We start from the raw sequence: 20246 nt of genomic DNA, 5'->3' as shown, positions 1-20246 counted from the left end.
AGGGGCCTATGAGCTATGTGATCGACCGACGTCTCAATGGCAAGAACAAGAGCACGGTAAACCGCCAGCGGTTTCTGCGGCGCTATCGTGATCACATAAAAAAGGCTGTCGAAGAGGCAGTCAGCCGCCGTTCCATCACTGACATGGAACACGGCGAACAGATCAGTATTCCCGGCCGCGACATCGACGAGCCGGTGCTTCATCATGGTCGCGGGGGCAAGCAAACCGTCGTACACCCCGGCAACAAGGAGTTCACCACCGGCGAACACATCGCCCGTCCGCCAGGAGGTGGTGGCGGCAGAGGGCCCGGCAAAGCAGGCAACTCCGGCGAAGGCATGGACGAATTCGTCTTCCAGATCACCCAGGAAGAATTCCTCGAATTCATGTTCGAGGACCTCGAGCTACCGAACCTGGTCAAACGTAACCTGACAGGCACGGACACGTTCAAGACCGTTCGCGCAGGGATCAGCAACGAAGGCAATCCCTCACGGATCAACATCATCCGCACCTTGCGGTCAGCCCATGCGCGGCGCATAGCCTTGTCCGGCAGCAGCCGGGCAAAACTGCGCGACGCTAAAGAGGAACTTCTGCGACTCAAGCGCGATGAACCCGACAACCTCGGCGATATTCTGGAAATTGAAGCGGAAATTGAAAAACTCAGCGCGCGCATTCACCGCGTTCCATTTCTCGACACTTTCGACCTGAAGTACAACCTGCTGATCAAGCAGCCCAATCCCAGCTCAAAGGCCGTCATGTTCTGCCTGATGGACGTATCCGGCTCCATGACACAAGCGACCAAGGACATCGCCAAGCGCTTCTTCATTCTTCTTTATCTGTTCCTCAAGCGTAACTACGACAAGATTGACGTGGTATTCATTCGCCACCACACCAGCGCCCGGGAAGTCGACGAGGAGGAGTTTTTCTACTCTCGCGAGACGGGCGGCACCATCGTCTCCAGCGCGTTGAAGCTGATGCAAGAGATCATGGCCGAGCGCTATCCGGCCAACGAATGGAACATCTACGCGGCCCAGGCTTCCGACGGGGATAACTGGAACGATGACTCGCCGATTTGCCGCGACATCCTGATCAACCAGATCATGCCGTTTGTGCAGTACTACACTTACGTTGAGATCACCCCCCGCGAACACCAGGCACTGTGGTTCGAGTACGAGCGCATCGCCGAAGCCTTTTCCGACACTTTTGCCCAGCAACAACTGGTCTCGGCCGGGGATATCTATCCGGTCTTCCGTGAACTCTTCCAGCGCAGGTTAGTGACATGACCGCCAAAGAGCAGAAGCGCCAACCCATTTCCACCGGTTCCGAGTGGACGTTTGAGCTGATCCAGGCCTACGACCGGGAAATCAGTCGTATTGCGGCTCGTTACGCGCTCGATACCTACCCCAACCAGATCGAAGTGATCACCGCCGAGCAGATGATGGATGCCTATGCCTCGGTCGGCATGCCGCTGGGCTACCACCACTGGTCCTACGGCAAACACTTCCTGAGCACTGAAAAATCCTATTCGCGAGGCCAAATGGGACTGGCCTACGAGATCGTGATCAACTCGGACCCTTGCATCGCCTACCTGATGGAGGAAAACACCATCTGCATGCAGGCTTTGGTGGTGGCGCATGCCTGCTATGGACACAACAGCTTCTTCAAGGGCAATTACCTGTTCCGCACCTGGACAGACGCCAGCTCGATCATCGATTACCTGGTATTTGCCAAGCAGTACATCATGCAATGCGAGGAGCGCCACGGCATCGACGCGGTCGAGGACCTGCTCGACTCCTGCCATGCGCTGATGAACTACGGGGTCGACCGTTACAAACGCCCCTACCCGATTTCTGCCGAGGAGGAACGCCGCCGGCAAAAGGATCGGGAAGAGCATATGCAGAAACAGATCAACGACCTGTGGCGAACCATTCCCAAAGGCGCCGACAAGTTCAGCGACAAGGACAACGCACGCTTCCCCGCAGAGCCGCAGGAAAACATCCTGTACTTCATCGAAAAACATGCGCCGCTGCTGGAGCCCTGGCAGCGGGAGATCGTACGAATCGTGCGCAAGATCGCCCAATACTTCTACCCGCAACGCCAGACCCAGGTGATGAACGAAGGCTGGGCCACCTTCTGGCACTACACCCTGATGAACGACCTGTACGACGAAGGCCTGGTCACCGACGGCTTCATGATGGAATTCCTCACCTCGCACACCAGCGTGGTCTTCCAGCCCGGCTTCGACAGCCCTTATTACAGCGGCATCAACCCCTATACCCTGGGCTTCGCGATGTACCGGGACATCCGGCGCATGTGCGAAAACCCTACCGAGGAGGATCATCGCTGGTTCCCGGACATCGCTGGCTCCGACTGGCTATCCACCATCAAGTTCGCCATGAGCAGTTTCAAGGATGAGAGTTTCATCCTGCAGTACCTGTCACCTACGGTGATCCGCGACCTGAAGCTGTTCAGCATTCTCGATGACGATCAGAAGGACGATTTGCTGGTACCCGCGATTCATGATGAAGAAGGCTACCGCACCATCCGCGAAATCCTGGCCGCGCAGTACAACCTGGGCAATCGCGAACCCAACGTGCAGATCTACAGCATTGACCGCCGGGGTGACCGATCCCTGACCCTTCGTCACCAGCAACATGACCGTAAACCTTTGGGCGAGTCCACCGAGGAAGTACTCAAGCACCTGCATCGCCTGTGGGGCTTCGACATTCACCTGGAAACCCTGCAAGGGGATCAGGTGATGAAAACCCACCATGTTCCACCGCGAAACGAGCAAAGCGAGGGCGACTACGGCCGACTGGACCTGGCCGTCATTCATCTTTGAACCTGTTTTCGCCTCCGAAAGCCCGGCACAACGGTTATCCTGTCGGGCTAACGGAGGTTTTTTATGCAGATCTATAAGGTCGGTGGAGCGGTTCGTGATCGCCTGCTGGGCAAACCGGTTACCGATATTGATTGGGTGGTGGTCGGTGCCACCACTGAAGAAATGCTCGCCAAGGGCTTTCGTCCGGTAGGGTCTGACTTTCCCGTTTTCCTGCACCCCAAAACCGGCGAGGAGTACGCTCTGGCCCGCACCGAGCGCAAGAGTGGCCGTGGTTATGGCGGGTTCACCTTTCACGCCAGCCCTGAGGTCACCCTTGAAGAAGACCTGATCCGCCGCGACCTGACCATCAATGCCATGGCCGAGGATGATCAGCAGAACCTGACCGACCCTTACCATGGACAACGCGACCTTGAAGCTCGCCTGCTTCGGCACGTTTCGCCTGCTTTCGCCGAAGATCCGCTCCGCGTCCTGCGCGTTGCCCGATTTGCGGCGCGTTACGCCTGCCTGGGCTTTACCGTCGCACCTGAAACACTGGAACTGATGCGCGAGCTAAGCGGGTCGGGGGAACTGGAAGCACTGACCGCAGAGCGCAGCTGGAAGGAGATTTCCCGGGCGCTGATGGAAGATCAACCTCAGGTTTTCATCCAGGTATTGCGCGACTGCGCTGCCTTGAAGGTACTGATGCCGGAAGTCGACGCGCTGTTTGGCGTCCCGCAACCGGAGGCTCACCACCCGGAGATCGATACAGGCGTTCACACCCTGAGCGTGCTGGAACAGGCCGCCCGGCACCGCCAACCGCTGACCGTGCGCTGGGCCTGCCTGCTGCATGACTTGGGTAAGGGCCTCACACCTGAAGACCAATGGCCCAGGCACATTGCCCACGAACACACGGGCCTGAAGCTGATCAAGGCAGTCAACGAGCGCTTCAAGGCGCCAAAGGATTGCCAGGAATTGGCGCTACTGGTGGGTCAGTACCACACCCATGGCCACCGGGCCCTGGATTTGAAGCCATCGACGCTACTGGAGTTGTTGCAGAGTTTTGATGTTTACCGTCGGCCGCAACGATTCGAAGAGTTCATTGCGGCGTGCGAGATGGACGCGCGGGGCCGCAAAGGTTTCGAAGAGCGAAGTTATCCACAGGCCGACTACCTGCGCGGCGCGGCTGACGCGGCTCGCGGGGTCGCGGTTCAGCCGCTGTTGGAGAAGGGATTCAAGGGGCCCGAGCTGGGCGAGGCGATAAAGTGCGAGCGGCTCAAGGCGTTGAAAGCCTACAAGCAGGCGGCGCCCAACTGAAAATCTCGCGAGCAGTCTCGCTCCCACAGAAGGGCCGGATAACCACCGGCCACTGTGGGAGCGAGCCTGCTCGGGACTGTTGTCAGTCGCCCAGTAAATTTGAAGGCGTCAACTGCCCCCCACGCCACTCAAACGCCACCGGCGCCAGCACTTGGTCAATCTGCGCCTCTTCCCACAATTGGGCAAAGGTTTTGCCAACCCCCGGATGCACACGATCCGGCGCAATCAGCGACAAAGGCCACAGGACGAAAGCGTTCTTGAGAATCTCCGCCCGCGGCAGGACAAGGCCGTCGAAGTTGCCCACCAGATCGCCAAACAGCAGGACATCGATATCCAGCGGCAGCCCTTTGCGGTCCGGTGCATAGCGACCATTGTCCGCTTCGATGAACTTGAGCCGGCGATCAAGCTCCATCAGTGGCAGATCGGTGTAGGCCGAGACCACAAAATTGAAAAAAGGGCCGCTCTTGATGCCCACCGGCTGGCTTTCGAATACGGCCGAACAGCGTATATCCGAGAGAAAACCCGCCAGGGCTTCCAGGCCAGCCTGCAAATGGGTTTCGCGCTCGATATTGCTACCGAGGCCGAGGTACACCTGGGTCAGAGGCATCCGCGCTCGATCTCCACGCCCACACCACCGGTAGCCGCCGGGACGGCACCTGGCTTGGTCAGCTTGAGGCGGACCCAGGAGATATTGAACTCACTCATCAACACCGCCACCAGACGCTCGGCAAAAGTCTCGACCAACTGGAATTGCGCCTGCTCGGCAAACGCCTGGATGCGCGTTGAAACGCTTGCGTAATCGAGGGCCAGGGTCAGGTCATCACCCGCAGCGGCCGGTCGATTATCCCATGCGAAGCTCAGATCAAGACGCAGACACTGTCGGATGCCTCGCTCCCAGTCGTAGGCACCGATTACGGTGTCAACTTCCAGGCCCTCGATAAACACTCTGTCCAAGCACTTTTCTCCGCTGCACGACAAGGGCGCAATGCGCCGTTAGAATCAGGGCGTCCCCGCCCGGAATAGTTAGCATGTTTTGGTTACTGGCGACTCTCGCCTACCTGCTCGGCTCGCTGTCCTTCGCCATTTTGCTCAGCCGCCTGACCGGAAATCCCGACCCGCGAATGAGTGGCTCGGGCAATGCCGGCGCCACCAACATGTTGCGCCTGGCCGGCAAAAAGCTCGCCATCCTCACCTTGCTCGGCGACCTCTGCAAAGGCCTGCTGCCGGTATTGATCGCTGGGCTTGCGGGCCTGTCGTTGCAAGAACAGGCCTGGATCGGCGTCTGCGCCGTCATCGGTCACCTGTTCCCTGTGTACTTCCGCTTTCGTGGTGGAAAAGGTGTCGCCACCGCCGCCGGCATGCTGCTGGGCCTTTATCCGCCGGCAGCCCTGCTGGCGGTATGCGCATGGCTGCTGACGTTTTATCTGACCCGCACCAGCTCACTGGCTGCCCTTATCGCCACCCCGCTTACCCTGCCGCTGCTGGCCTGGCAGGAACCGGCGGCCCTGCTGCCCATGAGCGCGCTCACGGGGCTGATCGTCTGGCGCCATCGCGGCAATCTACGCGACCTGCTCGCCGGGCGCGAACGACATTTCTAGATGCCGCAGGTGAGCGCCGCTCATCATAGCCCCGACAACTGCTCCATCGGCCAACGCGCCTGCACGCTGATTGCGAGGCTTTCGTGCTGGCCGGCCTGCAAACGCTGGCAACCAGCAAACGCTATCATCGCGCCATTATCGGTACAGAACTCGGGGCGAGCGTAGAACACATCACCCTTCAGATCCCCGAGCATTTTCTCAAGCGATAAGCGCAGTGCCTTGTTTGCGCTGACGCCGCCGGCAATCACCAGGCGCTTCATACCCGCTTGTTTAAGGGCACGCTTGCACTTGATGGTCAAAGTCTCTACCACGGCCTCCTGGAACGCCAGCGCGATGTCGCAACGGGCTTGCTCGCTGTCGTCCCCGGCGCTGACGCTCTGCTGCCAGGTGTTGAGGGCAAAGGTTTTCAGGCCACTGAAGCTGAATGCCAGGCCTGGACGGTCGCACATCGGACGCGGGAAGGTGAAACGTCCTGCAACCCCACGCGCCGCCAGGCGTGCGATTTCCGGACCGCCCGGATAATTCAGACCCATCATCTTCGCCGTCTTGTCGAACGCTTCGCCAGCCGCATCGTCGAGGCTCTCGCCCATGAGCGTGTACTGGCCGATTCCGTCGACCTGAACCAGCTGCGTATGCCCCCCGGACACCAACAAAGCGACGAACGGAAATTCCGGCGGATGAGACTCCAGCATCGGGGCCAACAGGTGGCCTTCCATGTGATGCACGCCCAGCGCCGGAATGCCCCAGGCGAAGGCCAGCGCCTGGGCGCATGAAGCCCCCACCAGCAGCGCACCGACCAGCCCGGGTCCCGCGGTGTAGGCGATCGCGTCGATTTCCGTTGGCACGCAGTCAGCTTCGGCCAGCACCTGACGAATCAAGGGCAGCATCCGTTTGACGTGATCACGCGAGGCCAGCTCCGGCACCACACCACCATAGGCTCGATGCAGGTCGATCTGGCTGAACAGCGCGTCGGCCAGCAGGCCCCGTTCACTGTCGTATAATGCGACTCCAGTTTCGTCGCAGGAAGTTTCCATTCCCAGTACTAGCATGGGTTTGCGCCTTGTTTAGGCCGAATTCGAAGGCGCGCATAATAGTCGCCGCGTGATGCGCCGACCAGCGGTTTTCGATCAGAGGCTTTGCATTCCGAGCGATGAGGGGTTAACATCCGCAACCCTTAAAAACCGACGTCTTCAAGTGCTCTTTTGCCGCGAGGATGTTGACCCCGGTAATGAATGAAGGTAGCTCTGGATGCCAGCCGTCAAAGTAAAAGAGAACGAACCCTTCGACGTAGCTCTGCGTCGTTTCAAGCGCTCCTGCGAAAAAGCCGGTGTACTGGCTGAAGTTCGTAGCCGCGAATTTTACGAGAAGCCAACTTCTGAGCGTAAGCGCAAGGCAGCTGCTGCTGTTAAGCGTCACGCCAAGAAAGTTCAGCGCGAACAGCGCCGCGCCGTTCGTCTGTACTAATACACAGACGATCGTAGCAAGCTTCTGCCAAGCCCGGCCCTCAGCCGGGCTAATGGCATTTGCGGAAAACGCTTGATGCTTCAACGTCGAAGCCGCACACGCGACCGAGACAAACTGCTTCACCGCGTCAGACCTGGCTCTTTTGCCAGCGGTGCACGTCTTTTCTGACGAGCCTTTCAAGGCTACTGACGAGCACACCCACTGATTCCTCTCACGACGATCAGCCCAAGGCGCCGCTTGCGTGCCGCATGATGAGCTATCCGAGACCGATGACTGGTCGCAGCCGGATTCAGCGAAACACTTTCAAATAGTCGAATACTGATTGGAATTAACGTCAGTGGATTTTCGGCAGATACACTTCCCGACAGCGATTACGCAGACGACACCGATCGAGCCGCACACCTTGTGCGCTTCATACCCGCGTTCGGCCGCCCACCGCTACGGTACCCTTTCATCGCAGACGACGAGAACGCCATGGCCGGGCTGATCCCCCAGAGCTTCATTGACGACCTTCTGAACCGCACCGACATCGTCGACGTGGTCAGCTCGCGCCTGCAACTGAAAAAAGCCGGCAAGAACCACACCGCCTGCTGCCCGTTTCATAAGGAAAAAACCCCGTCGTTCAGCGTCAGCCCCGACAAACAGTTCTATTACTGTTTTGGCTGCGGCGCCGGCGGCAACGCCCTCGGTTTCATCATGGACCACGACAACCTGGACTTTCCCCAGGCTGTCGAGGAACTGGCCAAAGCCGCCGGCATGGAAATCCCCCGCGAGGAAAGTGGCAGGGCGCGCAAACCGCGGCAGCCGACCGATTCGCCGCTGTATCCGCTGCTCACAGCCGCCGCCGACTTTTACCGCCAAGCACTCAAAAGCCACCCATCGCGCAAAGCCGCGGTGGATTACCTGAAGGGGCGTGGACTGACAGGGGAAATCGCCCGGGACTTCGGCCTCGGCTTCGCCCCACCCGGTTGGGACAACCTGTTCAAGCACTTGAGCAGCGACACCCTGCAACAGAAAGCCATGATCGATGCTGGCCTGCTGATCGAGAACGCCGAAACCGGCAAACGCTATGATCGTTTCCGCGATCGCGTCATGTTCCCGATTCGCGACAGCCGGGGTCGCATCATCGCCTTCGGCGGGCGGGTACTGGGCGATGACAAGCCCAAATACCTGAACTCACCGGAGACCCCGGTTTTTCACAAGGGCCAGGAGCTTTACGGCCTTTATGAAGCGCGCAAGAACAACCGCAACCTCGACGAAATCATCGTCGTCGAAGGCTACATGGACGTCATTGCCCTCGCCCAGCAAGGCCTGCGCAATGCCGTCGCCACGCTGGGTACGGCCACCAGCGAAGAGCACTTGAAGCGGCTGTTCCGCGTCGTACCGAACGTATTGTTCTGCTTCGACGGTGACCAGGCAGGCCGCAATGCTGCGTGGCGAGCCCTCGAAGCGACGCTATCGAGCTTGCAGGATGGACGCCGCGCACGCTTCCTGTTCCTGCCCGAGGGCGAAGACCCGGACACCCTGGTTCGCTCTGAAGGCACCGATGCCTTCCGCGCACGAATCAATCAGCACGCACAGCCACTGGCGGATTACTTCTTCCAGCAACTGACTGAAGAAGCCGATCCACGCTCGCTCGAGGGCAAGGCGCACATGGCCACGCTTGCCGCGCCGCTGATTGATAAGGTTCCGGGCGCCAACCTGCGCACCCTGATGCGCCAGCGCCTGCTGGAGATCACCGGGCTGAGCGGTGAAGCCGTCAGCCAGTTGGTACACAGCGCACCACAGGACGCGCCGCCCGTCTATGACCCCGGCATGGACTACGACGCCATGCCCGATTACTCCGACTTCCATCAACCTCAGGAGGCCTACGCCCCCCAGCAGGAATGGACGCCGAAAAAATCCGCTACCGGCGGCAAAAAAAAATGGGACAAGAAACCGTGGAGCAAGGACGGCAAGCGTGGCGATCGCGAAGAGTACGCCCCGCGCACGCCTGTGGCAGTGGAAGCCCCAACGCTTATTGCCCTGCGCACGCTTATTCACCACCCCCAATTGGCCGGCAAGGTTGAAAGTGCCGATCATTTTGCCAACGAGAGCAACGTTTACGCCCAGGTGCTGATCGCCCTGATCGAAGCGGTGCAGAAAAATCCTCAGCTAAACTCTATTCAGTTGATGGCGCGCTGGCATGGCACCGAACAGGGGCGCTTGTTGAAGGCCCTTGCAGAAAAGGAGTGGTTGATTGATGGCGATAACCTTGAACAGCAATTTTTAGACACCATTAACAGGTTATCTGCGGGTCAACATACGCAGACCCTCGACGAACTTATCAAGAAAGCCAGGCAGCCGGGTTTATCGGCTGACGAGCAAATCCAGATAGCAAAACAGATGCGCGACCTCTTAAAACAGAACGTTTGCGCATCAAACCCGACCTCAACTGGCGCGTGAGGTCATAGCTCAGGTATAATCCTCGGCTTGTTTTTTGCCCGCCAAGACCTTCAGTGGATAGGGTGTTATGTCCGGAAAAGCGCAACAGCAGTCTCGTATTATTGAGTTGATCAAACTGGGTCGTGAGCAGAAGTATCTGACTTACGCCGAGGTCAACGACCACCTGCCCGAGGATATTTCAGATCCAGAGCAGGTGGAAGACATCATCCGCATGATTAATGACATGGGGATCCCCGTACACGAGAGTGCTCCGGATGCGGACGCCCTTATGCTGGCCGACGCCGATACCGACGAAGCCGCCGCCGAAGAGGCAGCAGCAGCGTTGGCAGCGGTCGAGACCGACATTGGTCGCACCACCGACCCTGTGCGCATGTATATGCGTGAAATGGGTACGGTAGAGCTCCTCACTCGTGAAGGCGAAATTGAAATCGCCAAGCGTATCGAGGAAGGCATCCGTGAAGTGATGGGCGCTATCGCGCACTTCCCTGGCACGGTCGACCATATTCTCTCCGAATACACTCGCGTCACCACCGAAGGTGGCCGCCTGTCCGACGTTCTGAGTGGCTACATCGACCCGGATGACGGTATTACGCCGCCTGCCGCGGAAGTGCCGCCACCGGTCGACGCGAAAGCTGAAAAAGCCGACGACGACAGCGATGACGAAGAGGGCGAATCTTCGGACGACGAAGAAGAAGCCGAAAGCGGTCCGGATCCGATCGTCGCAGCCCAGCGTTTTGGTGCTGTTTCCGATCAGATGGAAATCACTCGCAAGGCGCTGAAAAAGCACGGTCGCGACAACAAGCAGGCAATTGCCGAGCTGTTGGCCCTGGCTGAGCTCTTCATGCCGATCAAGCTGGTACCCAAGCAATTCGAAGGTTTGGTCGAGCGTGTTCGCAGTGCCCTGGATCGTCTGCGTCAGCAAGAACGTGCGATCATGCAATTGTGCGTTCGTGATGCCCGCATGCCGCGTGCCGATTTCCTGCGCCAGTTCCCGGGCAACGAAATCGACGAAAGCTGGACCGACGCGCTGGCCAAAGGCAAAAGCAAGTACGCCGAAGCCATTGCTCGCCTGCAACCGGACATCGTTCGTTGCCAGCAGAAGCTGTCCGCGCTGGAAGCCGAAACCGGCTTGACCATCGCCGAGATCAAGGACATCAACCGTCGCATGTCGATCGGTGAGGCCAAAGCCCGCCGCGCGAAGAAAGAGATGGTCGAAGCGAACTTGCGTCTGGTGATTTCCATCGCCAAGAAGTACACCAACCGTGGCCTGCAATTCCTCGACCTGATCCAGGAAGGCAACATCGGCTTGATGAAAGCGGTAGACAAGTTCGAATACCGTCGCGGCTACAAGTTCTCGACTTATGCCACCTGGTGGATCCGTCAGGCGATCACTCGCTCGATCGCCGACCAGGCACGCACCATCCGTATTCCGGTGCACATGATCGAGACGATCAACAAGCTCAACCGTATTTCCCGCCAGATGTTGCAGGAAATGGGTCGCGAACCGACTCCGGAAGAGCTGGGCGAACGCATGGAAATGCCTGAGGACAAGATCCGCAAGGTATTGAAGATCGCAAAAGAGCCGATTTCCATGGAAACCCCGATCGGTGATGACGAAGACTCCCATCTGGGCGACTTCATCGAAGACTCGACCATGCAGTCGCCTATCGATGTCGCCACCGTTGAGAGCCTCAAGGAAGCGACTCGCGAAGTACTGTCCGGCCTCACGGCACGTGAAGCCAAGGTCCTGCGCATGCGCTTCGGCATCGACATGAACACCGACCACACGCTCGAAGAGGTTGGTAAGCAGTTCGACGTCACCCGCGAGCGGATTCGTCAGATCGAAGCCAAGGCGTTGCGCAAGCTGCGCCACCCGACGAGAAGCGAGCATCTGCGCTCCTTCCTCGACGAGTAATCCAGAACCCCCGGCCCAGGCCGGGGGTTTTGCTTTTTGCAGATAAAATCCCCCGCACTTCGCTCCCGCCGTATAGCCCGTCTACACTCGAAACATTCCCCGAGCCATAACGAGACCGTTATGACCAGACTGCCGACCGTGCTTTTTTTGCTGTCGCTGATGACCTGGACTGCAACGGCTGGCGCGCTGACTCTGACCGACGAAGAACGTAGCTGGCTGACCGCCCACCCGGACTTGCGCCTGGGGGTCGATGCCTCATGGCCACCTTTTGAGTTTCGTGACGACCAAGGCCGTTATCAGGGACTTGCAGCGGACTATATCGACCTGATCCGACAACGACTGGCCATCAACCTCACGCCCATCGAGCCCGTCAGCTGGACGGTCGTACTGGAGCAGGCCAGACAGGCCAAACTCGACCTGTTGCCTGGCATCATGTCGACCCCGGAACGCCAGACCTATCTATCGTTTACGCGACCCTATCTCGACTTCCCGATTGTCATCCTAGCCCACGTGGGGGGTGCTCAGCCGCGCAAAATCGAAGACCTGTACGGCCTGAAAATCGCTGTAGTGGAGGACTACGCCCCCCATGAACTGCTGCGCACCCATCATCCAGACCTGAACCTTGTGGGCATGCCCAACGTTGCCTCGGCGCTACAGGCATTGGCAACCGATGAAGTGGACGCCGTGGTGGGTGACCTGGCATCCAGCGTCTGGAGCCTGCGCCAGCTCAAGCTCGACGGCTTGTACGTCAGCGGTGAAACGCCTTATCGCTATCAGTTGGCGATGGGCGTTCCCCGCGAAAACAAGACTCTGGTGGGCATTCTGGACAAGGTGCTGGCCGATATGGCCCCGGAAGAAATCAGTTCGATCCAGGAACGCTGGATCGGCAACGTGCTGGACCATCGCACGTTTTGGTCCGACCTGCTGGTTTACGGCCTCCCCGGGCTGCTGCTACTGGTCACCATATTGGCCGTGGTCATCCGCATCAACCGCCGCCTGAGTTCAGAAATTGCTCGTCGTGTCGACCTTGAACAGGAGCTGCGCAGCAGCGAATACCATTACCGTGGGCTTGTGGAGAGTCTTTCGGCCATTGCCTGGGAAGCTCGGATTACCGATTTTACTTACAGCTACGTGTCACCCCATGCCGAAGAGCTGCTCGGCTACCCACTGGCCCATTGGCTCATTCCAGGCTTCTGGCGCAACATCATCCACCCCGCCGACCTGACCCGTGCCCAGACCTTCTGCGATCACGAAGTGCTGGCCGGTCGCGATCACAGCCTCGATTACCGGGTCATCACCGCCGACGGCCGCTGCATTTGGGTGCGCGACATTGTCAGCTTGATCGAGCATGGGCATGAACCCGTAATGCGCGGGCTGATGATCGACATCAGCGAGGCCAAACGCACCGAGGAGGCCTTGCGCCTGTCCGAGCAGAAGTTTGCCTCGGTATTCCAGCAGTGCCCGGACATCCTGGTCATCGCACGACTCTGCGACGGCTGCCTGCTGGAGGTCAACGAAGCCTTCGAAGAACAGATCGGCCTCAAGGCTGAAGATGTCATTGGCCAGACCGCCTCCGACCTGAACATCTGGGGCATTCCCGGGGTGGGGCCGGGGCTGTTGCAACGCTTGCAGGCCGGCAGTATCCGCAATCTGGAGATGCTTTTCAGGCGCAACAATGGTCAGGTGTTTACCGGCCTGATCTCGGCCGAACCGTTCGACCTCGATACCACGCCGGCGCTGGTGGTGGTCGTGCGTGACATCCACCAACTCAAGGAAACCCAGCAACAGCTGCAAACTTCTGAAGAAAAATTTGCCAAGGCCTTCCACGCCTCGCCCGACGGTCTGCTACTGTCGCGACAGAGCGACGGCCTGCTACTGGAGGTCAACGAAGGCTTCAGCCGCATCACCGGTTTTAACAGTGCCATGTCGGTGGACCGCTCATCGCTGGAACTGGGCATCTGGGTCAATCTCAATGAGCGCAAGCAGATGCTTGACCTGCTGCACCGCGACGGTTTCGTTCGTGACTTCAGCTGCCACATTCGCCGCAGCGACGGTCAGATCCGGCTTTGCGAAGTGTCGAGCCGGCCACTGCCCATCGGCGATGAAGACTGCATGCTCACCATCGCCCGGGACATCACCGAACGACACCTGATGCAGGAAAAACTGCAACAGGCCGCGACCGTGTTCGAAAGCACCGCCGAGGGCGTATTGATCACCGACACCCAGCAACACATCAGCGCGGTCAATCGCGCCTTCACTGAAATCACCGGCTACAGCGAAAGTGAAGCATTGGGCCACACCCCTCGCCTGCTCGCCTCCGGCCTGCACGACAGTGCATTCTATGCAGCCATGTGGCATCAACTGACTGCCGAGGGACACTGGCAGGGGGAAATTTCCAACCGGCGCAAAAATGGCGAGCTGTACCCCAGCTGGCTGACCATCAGCGCGGTGCGCAACCGCGACAAATTCATCACCCACTTCGTTGCCGTGTTCGCGGATATTTCCAGCCTCAAGCACGCCCAGGCCAAGCTCGATTACCAGGCCCACCACGACCCATTGACCGGCTTGCCGAATCGCACGCTGTTCGAAAGCCGGCTACAAACAGCACTGAACAACCAACGTGAAAACGGGGGCCAGGGCGCGGTGCTGTTTCTCGACCTGGACCGATTCAAACATATCAATGACAGCCTGGGTCACCCGGTCGGCGACCTGCTCCTCAAAGGTATCGCGGTGCGCCTCAAGGAGCAGTTGCGCGACATCGACACCGTGGCGCGCCTGGGCGGCGATGAGTTCATCATCCTGCTGCCCGGCCTGCAACAGTGCAGCGACGCCGACAACATCGCGATCAAACTGCTCAACTGTTTCTGCGCCCCCTTCCAGGCTGGCGAGCATGAGTTCTTTATCAGCGCCAGCATCGGGACCAGCCTGTATCCAAAAGACGGCTGTGACGTGGCCACCCTGGTCAAGAACGCCGACGCGGCGATGTACCGCTCCAAGGCCAAGGGTCGCAATCGAGTCGAGAGCTACACTCGCGACTTGACCGCCCAGGCCAGCGAGCGCATCGCCCTGGAATACGAACTGCGCCGCGCCATCGAGCGTAATGAGCTGTTGCTGCACTATCAGCCCAAAATCAGCCTTGAGGACAATCGCCTGGTCGGCGCCGAGGCTCTCATTCGCTGGCACCACCCGACCTTTGGCGAAGTACCGCCAGAACACTTCATTTCGTTGGCCGAAGAAAACGGCATGATCCTGCAAATCGGCGACTGGGTACTCGAAACCGCCTGCCGGCAGATGTACGAATGGAGCCTGACGTATGAAAGCCTCGGGCCATTGTCGGTCAATCTTGCGGGCGCCCAATTGCGCCAGCCCAACCTGCTCGGACGGATCGACCAACTGCTCAACGACAACGGACTTAAGCCCGGATTACTGCAACTGGAAATTACCGAAAACTTCATCATGAGCCAGGCCGAGGAAGCGCTGGCGGTGTTGCATCAACTCAAGCACCTGGGCGTGCAACTGGCCATCGATGATTTCGGCACCGGTTATTCGTCCCTCAGCTACCTCAAGCGACTGCCGCTGGACATCCTCAAGATCGACCAGTCATTCGTTCGCGGCCTGCCAGATGACCCCCACGACGTGGCAATCGTGCGCGCCATCATCGCCCTGGGGCGCAGCATGCAGTTCACCGTCATCGCCGAAGGTGTCGAGACCTTGGCACAACAGCAATTCCTGGCCCAGGAAAGCTGTGAACAAATCCAGGGCTACATCGTCAGCCCCCCCATGCCCGCCGACGAATTCGCCGCGACGTTTCTTCGCATAGCCATATCGGATTTTTCGGATAGCACAGCCGAGAAACCGTCGTTATAATCCGCGACCTACTGAGGGCCTATAGCTCAGTTGGTTAGAGCAGAGGACTCATAATCCTTTGGTCCACGGTTCAAGTCCGTGTGGGCCCACCAAACAAGAAAGCCGCGCACTGCGCGGCTTTTGCGTTTTTATGAATAGGCCGATCTATCATGAGAAACGCGCTAGCCGAAACTTTGTATAAAGGGTCCGGCGCATCGCCGGATCGCTCCTGTCACATTCGGCGCCCGCTCACTCAGCTCGAGTGATCGATTCAGTACCCGCTCCACTGAAAAAATTGATCACCGCACACTCACGCGGTCGAAATTCTGCGTTAAAAAAGCCCTTTTACCTTACAGGATAAGGACCTATAAAAATCTCAATCCGCAGGCGAAAAAAAGATGTTTCGGACTGCTACAATTCCCCCGAACGCCTGCAGTGTTATTTTCAATGGGCAGCAAAAAAATGGCGCCAGTAGTAGGACGCGCCCGGCAGGAAATATCACTTAGCCGTCAAGGATTCCTGTGAGGGGAATATGATCAACGAGCCATACATCCTGTTCACAAGAATCCCGATCAAAAAGGATGATCATGGCAACCTGTTCGCCGACCCTCTTTGGGCCAAAGATATAGAGTTGCATCTGGACTACATCCAGAACTTTGGAATTTGCTGCCCTGTTGAAAAAAGCAATAAAGTCGACGGCTTGAAAAACATCACCAGCTTGAACATACAATGGCTCTACGGACTAAAAAACGACTACGGGCTAGTGTCCGTTGTTAAAAATCTTGTTCCAAACTTTATAACCGTCATAAAAGCCTGTAGAACCGCCCGAATTGTTCATTCCGATGGGGCAGGCTGGGCATTCCCGTTGTCTTTTTATCTTCTGCCACTCAAGCCGCTCATGCGCTTCCAATGGATCATTGTCATTGAGTCTTCATTCTGGATGCTCAGTCAGGGGGAGCCCAGGACCTTTAGAAAGGCCATTGAACACTACGCGCACAAGATTCTGTTGAAACGCTGTTTGAAGCGGGCAAACGCAAGGATATTTACCCAGTCATTTTATCGGGAATATTTTCTGGGCGACGATGACAGCCGAGCTTTGATAAACCATGCCACTTGGGTGGACAAACAACACGTCACCAATCAAGAGGCGGTCGAAAACAAATTCAGAGACCGGCTCGATGGCGCACTCAATATCTTTTACCCATCGCGTCTGGCGGAGGATAAAGGTGTACTCGTTGTACTCGATGCCATAAAAAAATTGAAACATGACAACTTGAACATCAATGTAACCGTCATGGGTTCAGGCGATCTTAAAGAGCATTGCCAGCGATTTGCCGAAGAAGATCACGGGGGCGTAAAAGTCCGGTTTCAAGACGCTGTCAATTATGGGGAGGACTTTTTCAACGTCATTTCCCAATATGACTGGTTGCTCGTCCCGACCCTGAAACAGGAGCAGCCCCGGATCATTTTTGACGCCTTCAGCCAGGGCGTGCCGGTCATCGCCTCCGACACCTCGGGAATTCTGGACATCACCAATGAGGACAACGCCCTGATCTTTGCAACGGGCAATTCGTCCAGCCTGGCAGACAGCATTCGGCATATCGCCCGGCATCCCGAACTGGCATTGAAGATGGGGCTGGCCGGTCTGGAATACGCGACTGGCAAAACCCACCTACAGATGCACCAGGACCGGGAAAAATTCCTCAAGAACAGTCTGGAACCCTACGCCAGCCACCCAACCTGAGTGCCGCGCTCACACGCGCAACAATGGAATGGCCTGAACTACCGGCAATCTTTCCAGCGAGTCTCGGCCGAACACCACCTCGTAGGTATCCGCCGCCCTCCCCCACTGTTCGACGATCGCCATGCCGCCAACCAGCAAGCTTCCCAGTTCGATGATCGTGTCGGCCTGGTCCTCGACGACGGTTTGAGTTCGAACCCAGATCCCATCCGTCAGGGTCTTCAGCTCGGTCGCGATGCGTTCGGGCGACCCTGGATCCGTTTCGGGATAGCAGATGTTGCGCAGCAAATGCTGTAGTTCTTTGACCTTCGCGTAATCCTGTTCCGCTCCCAACGCACCTTTGAGAATGGCGATTGCCTTCGTTTTGTCGACCCCAGCCGGAGAAAGTGTCTGCGCCATGACGCCGGCAAAGAGCACCATCATCCGCGCTTCCAGGTGCGCTTTCATGACCGCCATCGACGCAATTGGCTTCGCCAGGGTGATGGTGGCACCTCCGTGATGCCTCAAGTCCATGGTCACGGCCAGGGTCACACCGCCGGTTGCAAACCCCAGGGTGCGCGCCACGACGTAGTGGCCCATTTCGTGATGAGCGATCTGCAAAGCATGTTCGCGTACCGCGCTGGGCATGATCCTGGACATTTCTGCGCCTCGCTTCCTTCGATTCTGCATTCCACTATGGGCAATACATGACTGTCCAGACCCGATATCAAGCATTTACTGCCGCCAGCGTCTGCGGTGCCTGTAACATGTTCAATCCTGGATCTGTACCGCTGGAGCCCACCCATTGCACGACATCCGTCCGCCCGTTCTTGACGAAATCGACCGCCAACTGATCGCAGCCCTGCAGATCAATGCCCGCGAGAGCGTGGCCATGCTTGCCCGGCAACTGGGTATCGCGCGCACCACCGTCACGTCCCGGCTCGCGCGCCTGGAAAAGGCCAAGGTGATTACCGGATACGGTGTGCGCCTGGGTCAGCGGGTGGTGGACGGCGGCTTGCAGGCCTATGTGGGCATTACCGTGCAACCACGCTCCGGCAAGGAAGTACTGCGTCGTCTCAGCGCCATGGCGCAGGTGCAACAGTTGTGCGCGGTCAGTGGCGAATTTGATTATGTGGCGTGGCTGCGCACGGACTCACCGGAGCAACTGGATCAATTGCTGGACCAGATCGGCTCGGTCGACGGGGTAGAGAAGACCACCACCTCGATCATCCTGAGCAGCAAAATTGATCGGGGCCAGCCGGTTTGAACGGTTCGTAAAGCAACAACTATGATGTCGTCATTCGTCATATTGACCAAATAACTATCATAATGACGACACTTTGCGCCTTATTAACGTGTTCTACGCTCTCTAGAATGGCTGCCATCTTTTCCTATACTCAGACGCGCATCCCGTGTCCGGTCGCCAGTAAGGTCAGCCATGAACAAGAACAATCGCCACCCTGCAGACGGTAAGAAACCAGTCACCATTTTCGGCCCGGATTTCCCCTTCGCCTTCGACGACTGGATCGAACACCCGGCGGGCCTGGGCAGCATTCCTGCACACCATCACGGCGCCGAAGTGGCGATCGTCGGCGCGGGCATCGCTGGTCTGGTGGCGGCCTACGAGCTGATGAAGCTGGGGCTTAAGCCGGTCGTCTACGAAGCCTCGAAATTGGGTGGGCGCCTGCGCTCGCAAGCGTTCAACGGCACCGACGGGATCGTCGCCGAGTTAGGCGGCATGCGGTTTCCAGTGTCCTCCACCGCGTTCTACCACTATGTGGACAAACTGGGTCTTCAGACCAAACCTTTCCCCAATCCCCTGACGCCTGCCTCCGGCAGCACCGTCATCGACCTGGAAGGCACCACTCACTACGCACAGAAACTGGCTGACCTTCCTGCACTGTTCCAGGAAGTGGCTGACGCCTGGGCTGACGCGCTGGAGGCTGGATCGCAATTCTCCGACATCCAGCAAGCGATCCGCGACCGCGACGTACCGCGCCTCAAAGAGCTGTGGAACACCCTTGTCCCATTATGGGACGACCGCACCTTCTACGACTTCGTTGCGACTTCCGAAGCGTTCGCCAAGCTAACTTTCCACCATCGGGAAGTGTTCGGCCAGGTTGGATTCGGCACGGGCGGCTGGGACTCGGACTTCCCGAACTCGATGCTGGAAATTTTCCGCGTGGTCATGACCAACTGCGACGATCACCAACACCTGGTGGTCGGCGGCGTGGAGCAAGTCCCACAGGGTATCTGGCGGCATGCTCCAGAGCGTTGCGTACACTGGCCGCAAGGCACCAGCCTCAAGTCACTGCACCGTGGAGCACCGCGCTCCGGGGTGAAAAAAATAGCTCACGCCGCCGATGGCCGATTTGCCGTCACCGATAACAACGGCGATACCCGCGAATACGCGGCGGTGCTGACCACTTGCCAAAGCTGGCTGTTGACCACCCAGATCGAATGCGACGAAACCCTGTTCTCGCAAAAAATGTGGATGGCCCTGGACCGTACCCGTTACATGCAATCCTCGAAGACCTTCGTGATGGTCGACCGCCCGTTCTGGAAGGACAAGGACCCGGAAACCGGCCGCGACCTGATGAGCATGACCCTCACCGACCGCCTGACCCGTGGCACGTACCTGTTCGACAACGGCGACGACAAACCCGGGGTCATCTGCCTGTCGTACTCGTGGATGAGCGACGCGCTGAAAATGCTCCCACACCCGGTGGAGAAACGCGTGAAGCTGGCGCTCGACGCCCTCAAGAAGATCTATCCGAAAGTCGACATTGCCGCACGGATCATCGGCGACCCGATCACCGTCTCCTGGGAGGCCGACCCGCACTTCCTCGGGGCCTTCAAAGGTGCGCTGCCCGGTCACTATCGCTACAACCAACGCATGTACGCGCACTTCATGCAGGACGAAATGCCGGCAGAACAGCGCGGGATTTTCATTGCGGGCGACGATGTATCGTGGACGCCAGCATGGGTCGAAGGCGCGGTGCAGACCTCACTCAATGCGGTCTGGGGCATCATGAAACACTTCGGCGGTGAAACTCACGCCGAGAACCCGGGTCCAGGAGATGTGTTCAAAGAGATCGGTCCGATCGCCCTGCCCGAGTAAGAGGA

Annotated in this window: 15 protein-coding genes and 1 tRNA gene; 12 read left to right on the top strand and 4 right to left on the bottom strand. The window is 58.3% G+C overall.

Going from position 1 to position 20246, the window contains the following annotated elements; translation table 11 throughout:
- Nucleotides 1-8 precede the first annotated feature (8 nt).
- The 3 genes from AB4N33_RS24220 to AB4N33_RS24210 all read left to right on the top strand — a co-directional run bounded on the left by AB4N33_RS24220 (nt 9) and on the right by AB4N33_RS24210 (nt 4132).
- Nucleotides 9-1280, top strand: a complete 1272-nt coding sequence (locus AB4N33_RS24220; RefSeq protein WP_460120326.1) for a YeaH/YhbH family protein — start codon at nt 9-11, stop codon at nt 1278-1280.
- Complete coding sequence (locus AB4N33_RS24215; protein ID WP_460140794.1) at nt 1277-2839, top strand: SpoVR family protein; 1563 nt, start codon at nt 1277-1279, stop codon at nt 2837-2839. Before AB4N33_RS24220 ends, AB4N33_RS24215 begins: the two co-directional genes overlap by 4 nt.
- Nucleotides 2840-2902: 63 nt before the next feature.
- Nucleotides 2903-4132 carry a multifunctional CCA addition/repair protein gene (locus AB4N33_RS24210; RefSeq protein ID WP_460120322.1) on the top strand — a complete coding sequence of 410 codons (1230 nt, stop codon included), beginning with the start codon at nt 2903-2905 and terminating at the stop codon, nt 4130-4132.
- Between the two features lie 82 nt (nt 4133-4214).
- Here the strand turns inward: AB4N33_RS24210 and folK are convergent, their stop codons facing one another.
- Entirely contained in the window at nt 4215-4739 is a 525-nt protein-coding gene (gene folK / locus AB4N33_RS24205) for a 2-amino-4-hydroxy-6-hydroxymethyldihydropteridine diphosphokinase (protein ID WP_476458410.1), read from the bottom strand.
- Entirely contained in the window at nt 4730-5086 is a 357-nt protein-coding gene (gene folB, locus AB4N33_RS24200; RefSeq protein WP_460120318.1) for a dihydroneopterin aldolase, read from the bottom strand. Before folB ends, folK begins: the two co-directional genes overlap by 10 nt.
- A 74-nt stretch (nt 5087-5160) precedes the next feature.
- On the opposite strand from folB, the gene plsY reads away from it, so the two are divergent.
- A complete protein-coding gene (gene plsY / locus AB4N33_RS24195) occupies nt 5161-5730 on the top strand; it encodes a glycerol-3-phosphate 1-O-acyltransferase PlsY (protein WP_460120316.1) in 570 nt (189 codons plus the stop codon).
- A gap of 23 nt (nt 5731-5753) precedes the next feature.
- On the opposite strand, the gene tsaD is transcribed toward plsY, so the two are convergent.
- On the bottom strand, nt 5754-6779 hold the full coding sequence (gene tsaD, locus AB4N33_RS24190; protein ID WP_460120314.1) for a tRNA (adenosine(37)-N6)-threonylcarbamoyltransferase complex transferase subunit TsaD: 1026 nt from the start codon (nt 6777-6779) through the stop codon (nt 5754-5756).
- 199 nt (nt 6780-6978) lie between these two features.
- Between tsaD and rpsU the strand changes: the two genes are divergently transcribed.
- The 6 genes from rpsU to AB4N33_RS24160 all read left to right on the top strand — a co-directional run bounded on the left by rpsU (nt 6979) and on the right by AB4N33_RS24160 (nt 17144).
- On the top strand, nt 6979-7194 hold the full coding sequence (rpsU, locus tag AB4N33_RS24185; protein WP_002551877.1) for a 30S ribosomal protein S21: 216 nt from the start codon (nt 6979-6981) through the stop codon (nt 7192-7194).
- Between the two features lie 474 nt (nt 7195-7668).
- Nucleotides 7669-9639, top strand: coding sequence for a DNA primase (dnaG, locus tag AB4N33_RS24180; RefSeq protein WP_460120313.1), 1971 nt, complete (start codon nt 7669-7671; stop codon nt 9637-9639).
- A 67-nt stretch (nt 9640-9706) separates the two neighbouring features.
- On the top strand, nt 9707-11554 hold the full coding sequence (gene rpoD, locus AB4N33_RS24175; RefSeq protein ID WP_460120311.1) for an RNA polymerase sigma factor RpoD: 1848 nt from the start codon (nt 9707-9709) through the stop codon (nt 11552-11554).
- A 120-nt stretch (nt 11555-11674) separates the two neighbouring features.
- On the top strand, nt 11675-15421 hold the full coding sequence (locus tag AB4N33_RS24170) for an EAL domain-containing protein (protein ID WP_476458409.1): 3747 nt from the start codon (nt 11675-11677) through the stop codon (nt 15419-15421).
- Nucleotides 15422-15436: 15 nt separating this feature from the next.
- A tRNA-Ile gene (locus tag AB4N33_RS24165) sits at nt 15437-15513 on the top strand.
- A 419-nt stretch (nt 15514-15932) separates the two neighbouring features.
- Nucleotides 15933-17144 carry a glycosyltransferase family 4 protein gene (locus tag AB4N33_RS24160; RefSeq protein ID WP_476458408.1) on the top strand — a complete coding sequence of 404 codons (1212 nt, stop codon included), beginning with the start codon at nt 15933-15935 and terminating at the stop codon, nt 17142-17144.
- Nucleotides 17145-17153: 9 nt separating this feature from the next.
- Here the strand turns inward: AB4N33_RS24160 and AB4N33_RS24155 are convergent, their stop codons facing one another.
- Nucleotides 17154-17780 carry a peptidase M41 gene (locus AB4N33_RS24155; RefSeq protein ID WP_476458407.1) on the bottom strand — a complete coding sequence of 209 codons (627 nt, stop codon included), beginning with the start codon at nt 17778-17780 and terminating at the stop codon, nt 17154-17156.
- Nucleotides 17781-17925: 145 nt separating this feature from the next.
- Between AB4N33_RS24155 and AB4N33_RS24150 the strand changes: the two genes are divergently transcribed.
- Both AB4N33_RS24150 and AB4N33_RS24145 read left to right on the top strand, forming a co-directional pair.
- The gene (locus AB4N33_RS24150) at nt 17926-18387 is read left to right on the top strand and encodes an Lrp/AsnC family transcriptional regulator (RefSeq protein WP_460120303.1); all 462 of its coding nucleotides are present in this window, start codon (nt 17926-17928) and stop codon (nt 18385-18387) included.
- Nucleotides 18388-18558: 171 nt separating this feature from the next.
- Nucleotides 18559-20241, top strand: coding sequence for a flavin monoamine oxidase family protein (locus AB4N33_RS24145; protein ID WP_476458406.1), 1683 nt, complete (start codon nt 18559-18561; stop codon nt 20239-20241).
- The last annotated feature ends 5 nt before the right edge of the window (nt 20242-20246 follow it).

The sequence above is a fragment of the Pseudomonas sp. S1_E05 genome, from assembly GCF_056337105.1.
Note: the sequence above shows the minus strand (reverse complement) of the source record. Positions and strands in the feature narration are given on the sequence as shown.

Bases quoted from the DNA above. Each gene is read 5' to 3' on its own strand.
- AB4N33_RS24220 (WP_460120326.1), top strand. From the start codon at position 9: ATGAGCTATGTGATCGACCGACGTCTCAATGGCAAGAACAAGAGCACG.
- AB4N33_RS24215 (WP_460140794.1), top strand. From the start codon at position 1,277: ATGACCGCCAAAGAGCAGAAGCGCCAACCCATTTCCACCGGTTCCGAG.
- AB4N33_RS24210 (WP_460120322.1), top strand. From the start codon at position 2,903: ATGCAGATCTATAAGGTCGGTGGAGCGGTTCGTGATCGCCTGCTGGGC.
- folK (WP_476458410.1), bottom strand. From the start codon at position 4,739: ATGCCTCTGACCCAGGTGTACCTCGGCCTCGGTAGCAATATCGAGCGC.
- plsY (WP_460120316.1), top strand. From the start codon at position 5,161: ATGTTTTGGTTACTGGCGACTCTCGCCTACCTGCTCGGCTCGCTGTCC.
- tsaD (WP_460120314.1), bottom strand. From the start codon at position 6,779: ATGCTAGTACTGGGAATGGAAACTTCCTGCGACGAAACTGGAGTCGCA.
- rpsU (WP_002551877.1), top strand. From the start codon at position 6,979: ATGCCAGCCGTCAAAGTAAAAGAGAACGAACCCTTCGACGTAGCTCTG.
- dnaG (WP_460120313.1), top strand. From the start codon at position 7,669: ATGGCCGGGCTGATCCCCCAGAGCTTCATTGACGACCTTCTGAACCGC.
- rpoD (WP_460120311.1), top strand. From the start codon at position 9,707: ATGTCCGGAAAAGCGCAACAGCAGTCTCGTATTATTGAGTTGATCAAA.
- AB4N33_RS24170 (WP_476458409.1), top strand. From the start codon at position 11,675: ATGACCAGACTGCCGACCGTGCTTTTTTTGCTGTCGCTGATGACCTGG.
- AB4N33_RS24160 (WP_476458408.1), top strand. From the start codon at position 15,933: ATGATCAACGAGCCATACATCCTGTTCACAAGAATCCCGATCAAAAAG.
- AB4N33_RS24155 (WP_476458407.1), bottom strand. From the start codon at position 17,780: ATGTCCAGGATCATGCCCAGCGCGGTACGCGAACATGCTTTGCAGATC.
- AB4N33_RS24145 (WP_476458406.1), top strand. From the start codon at position 18,559: ATGAACAAGAACAATCGCCACCCTGCAGACGGTAAGAAACCAGTCACC.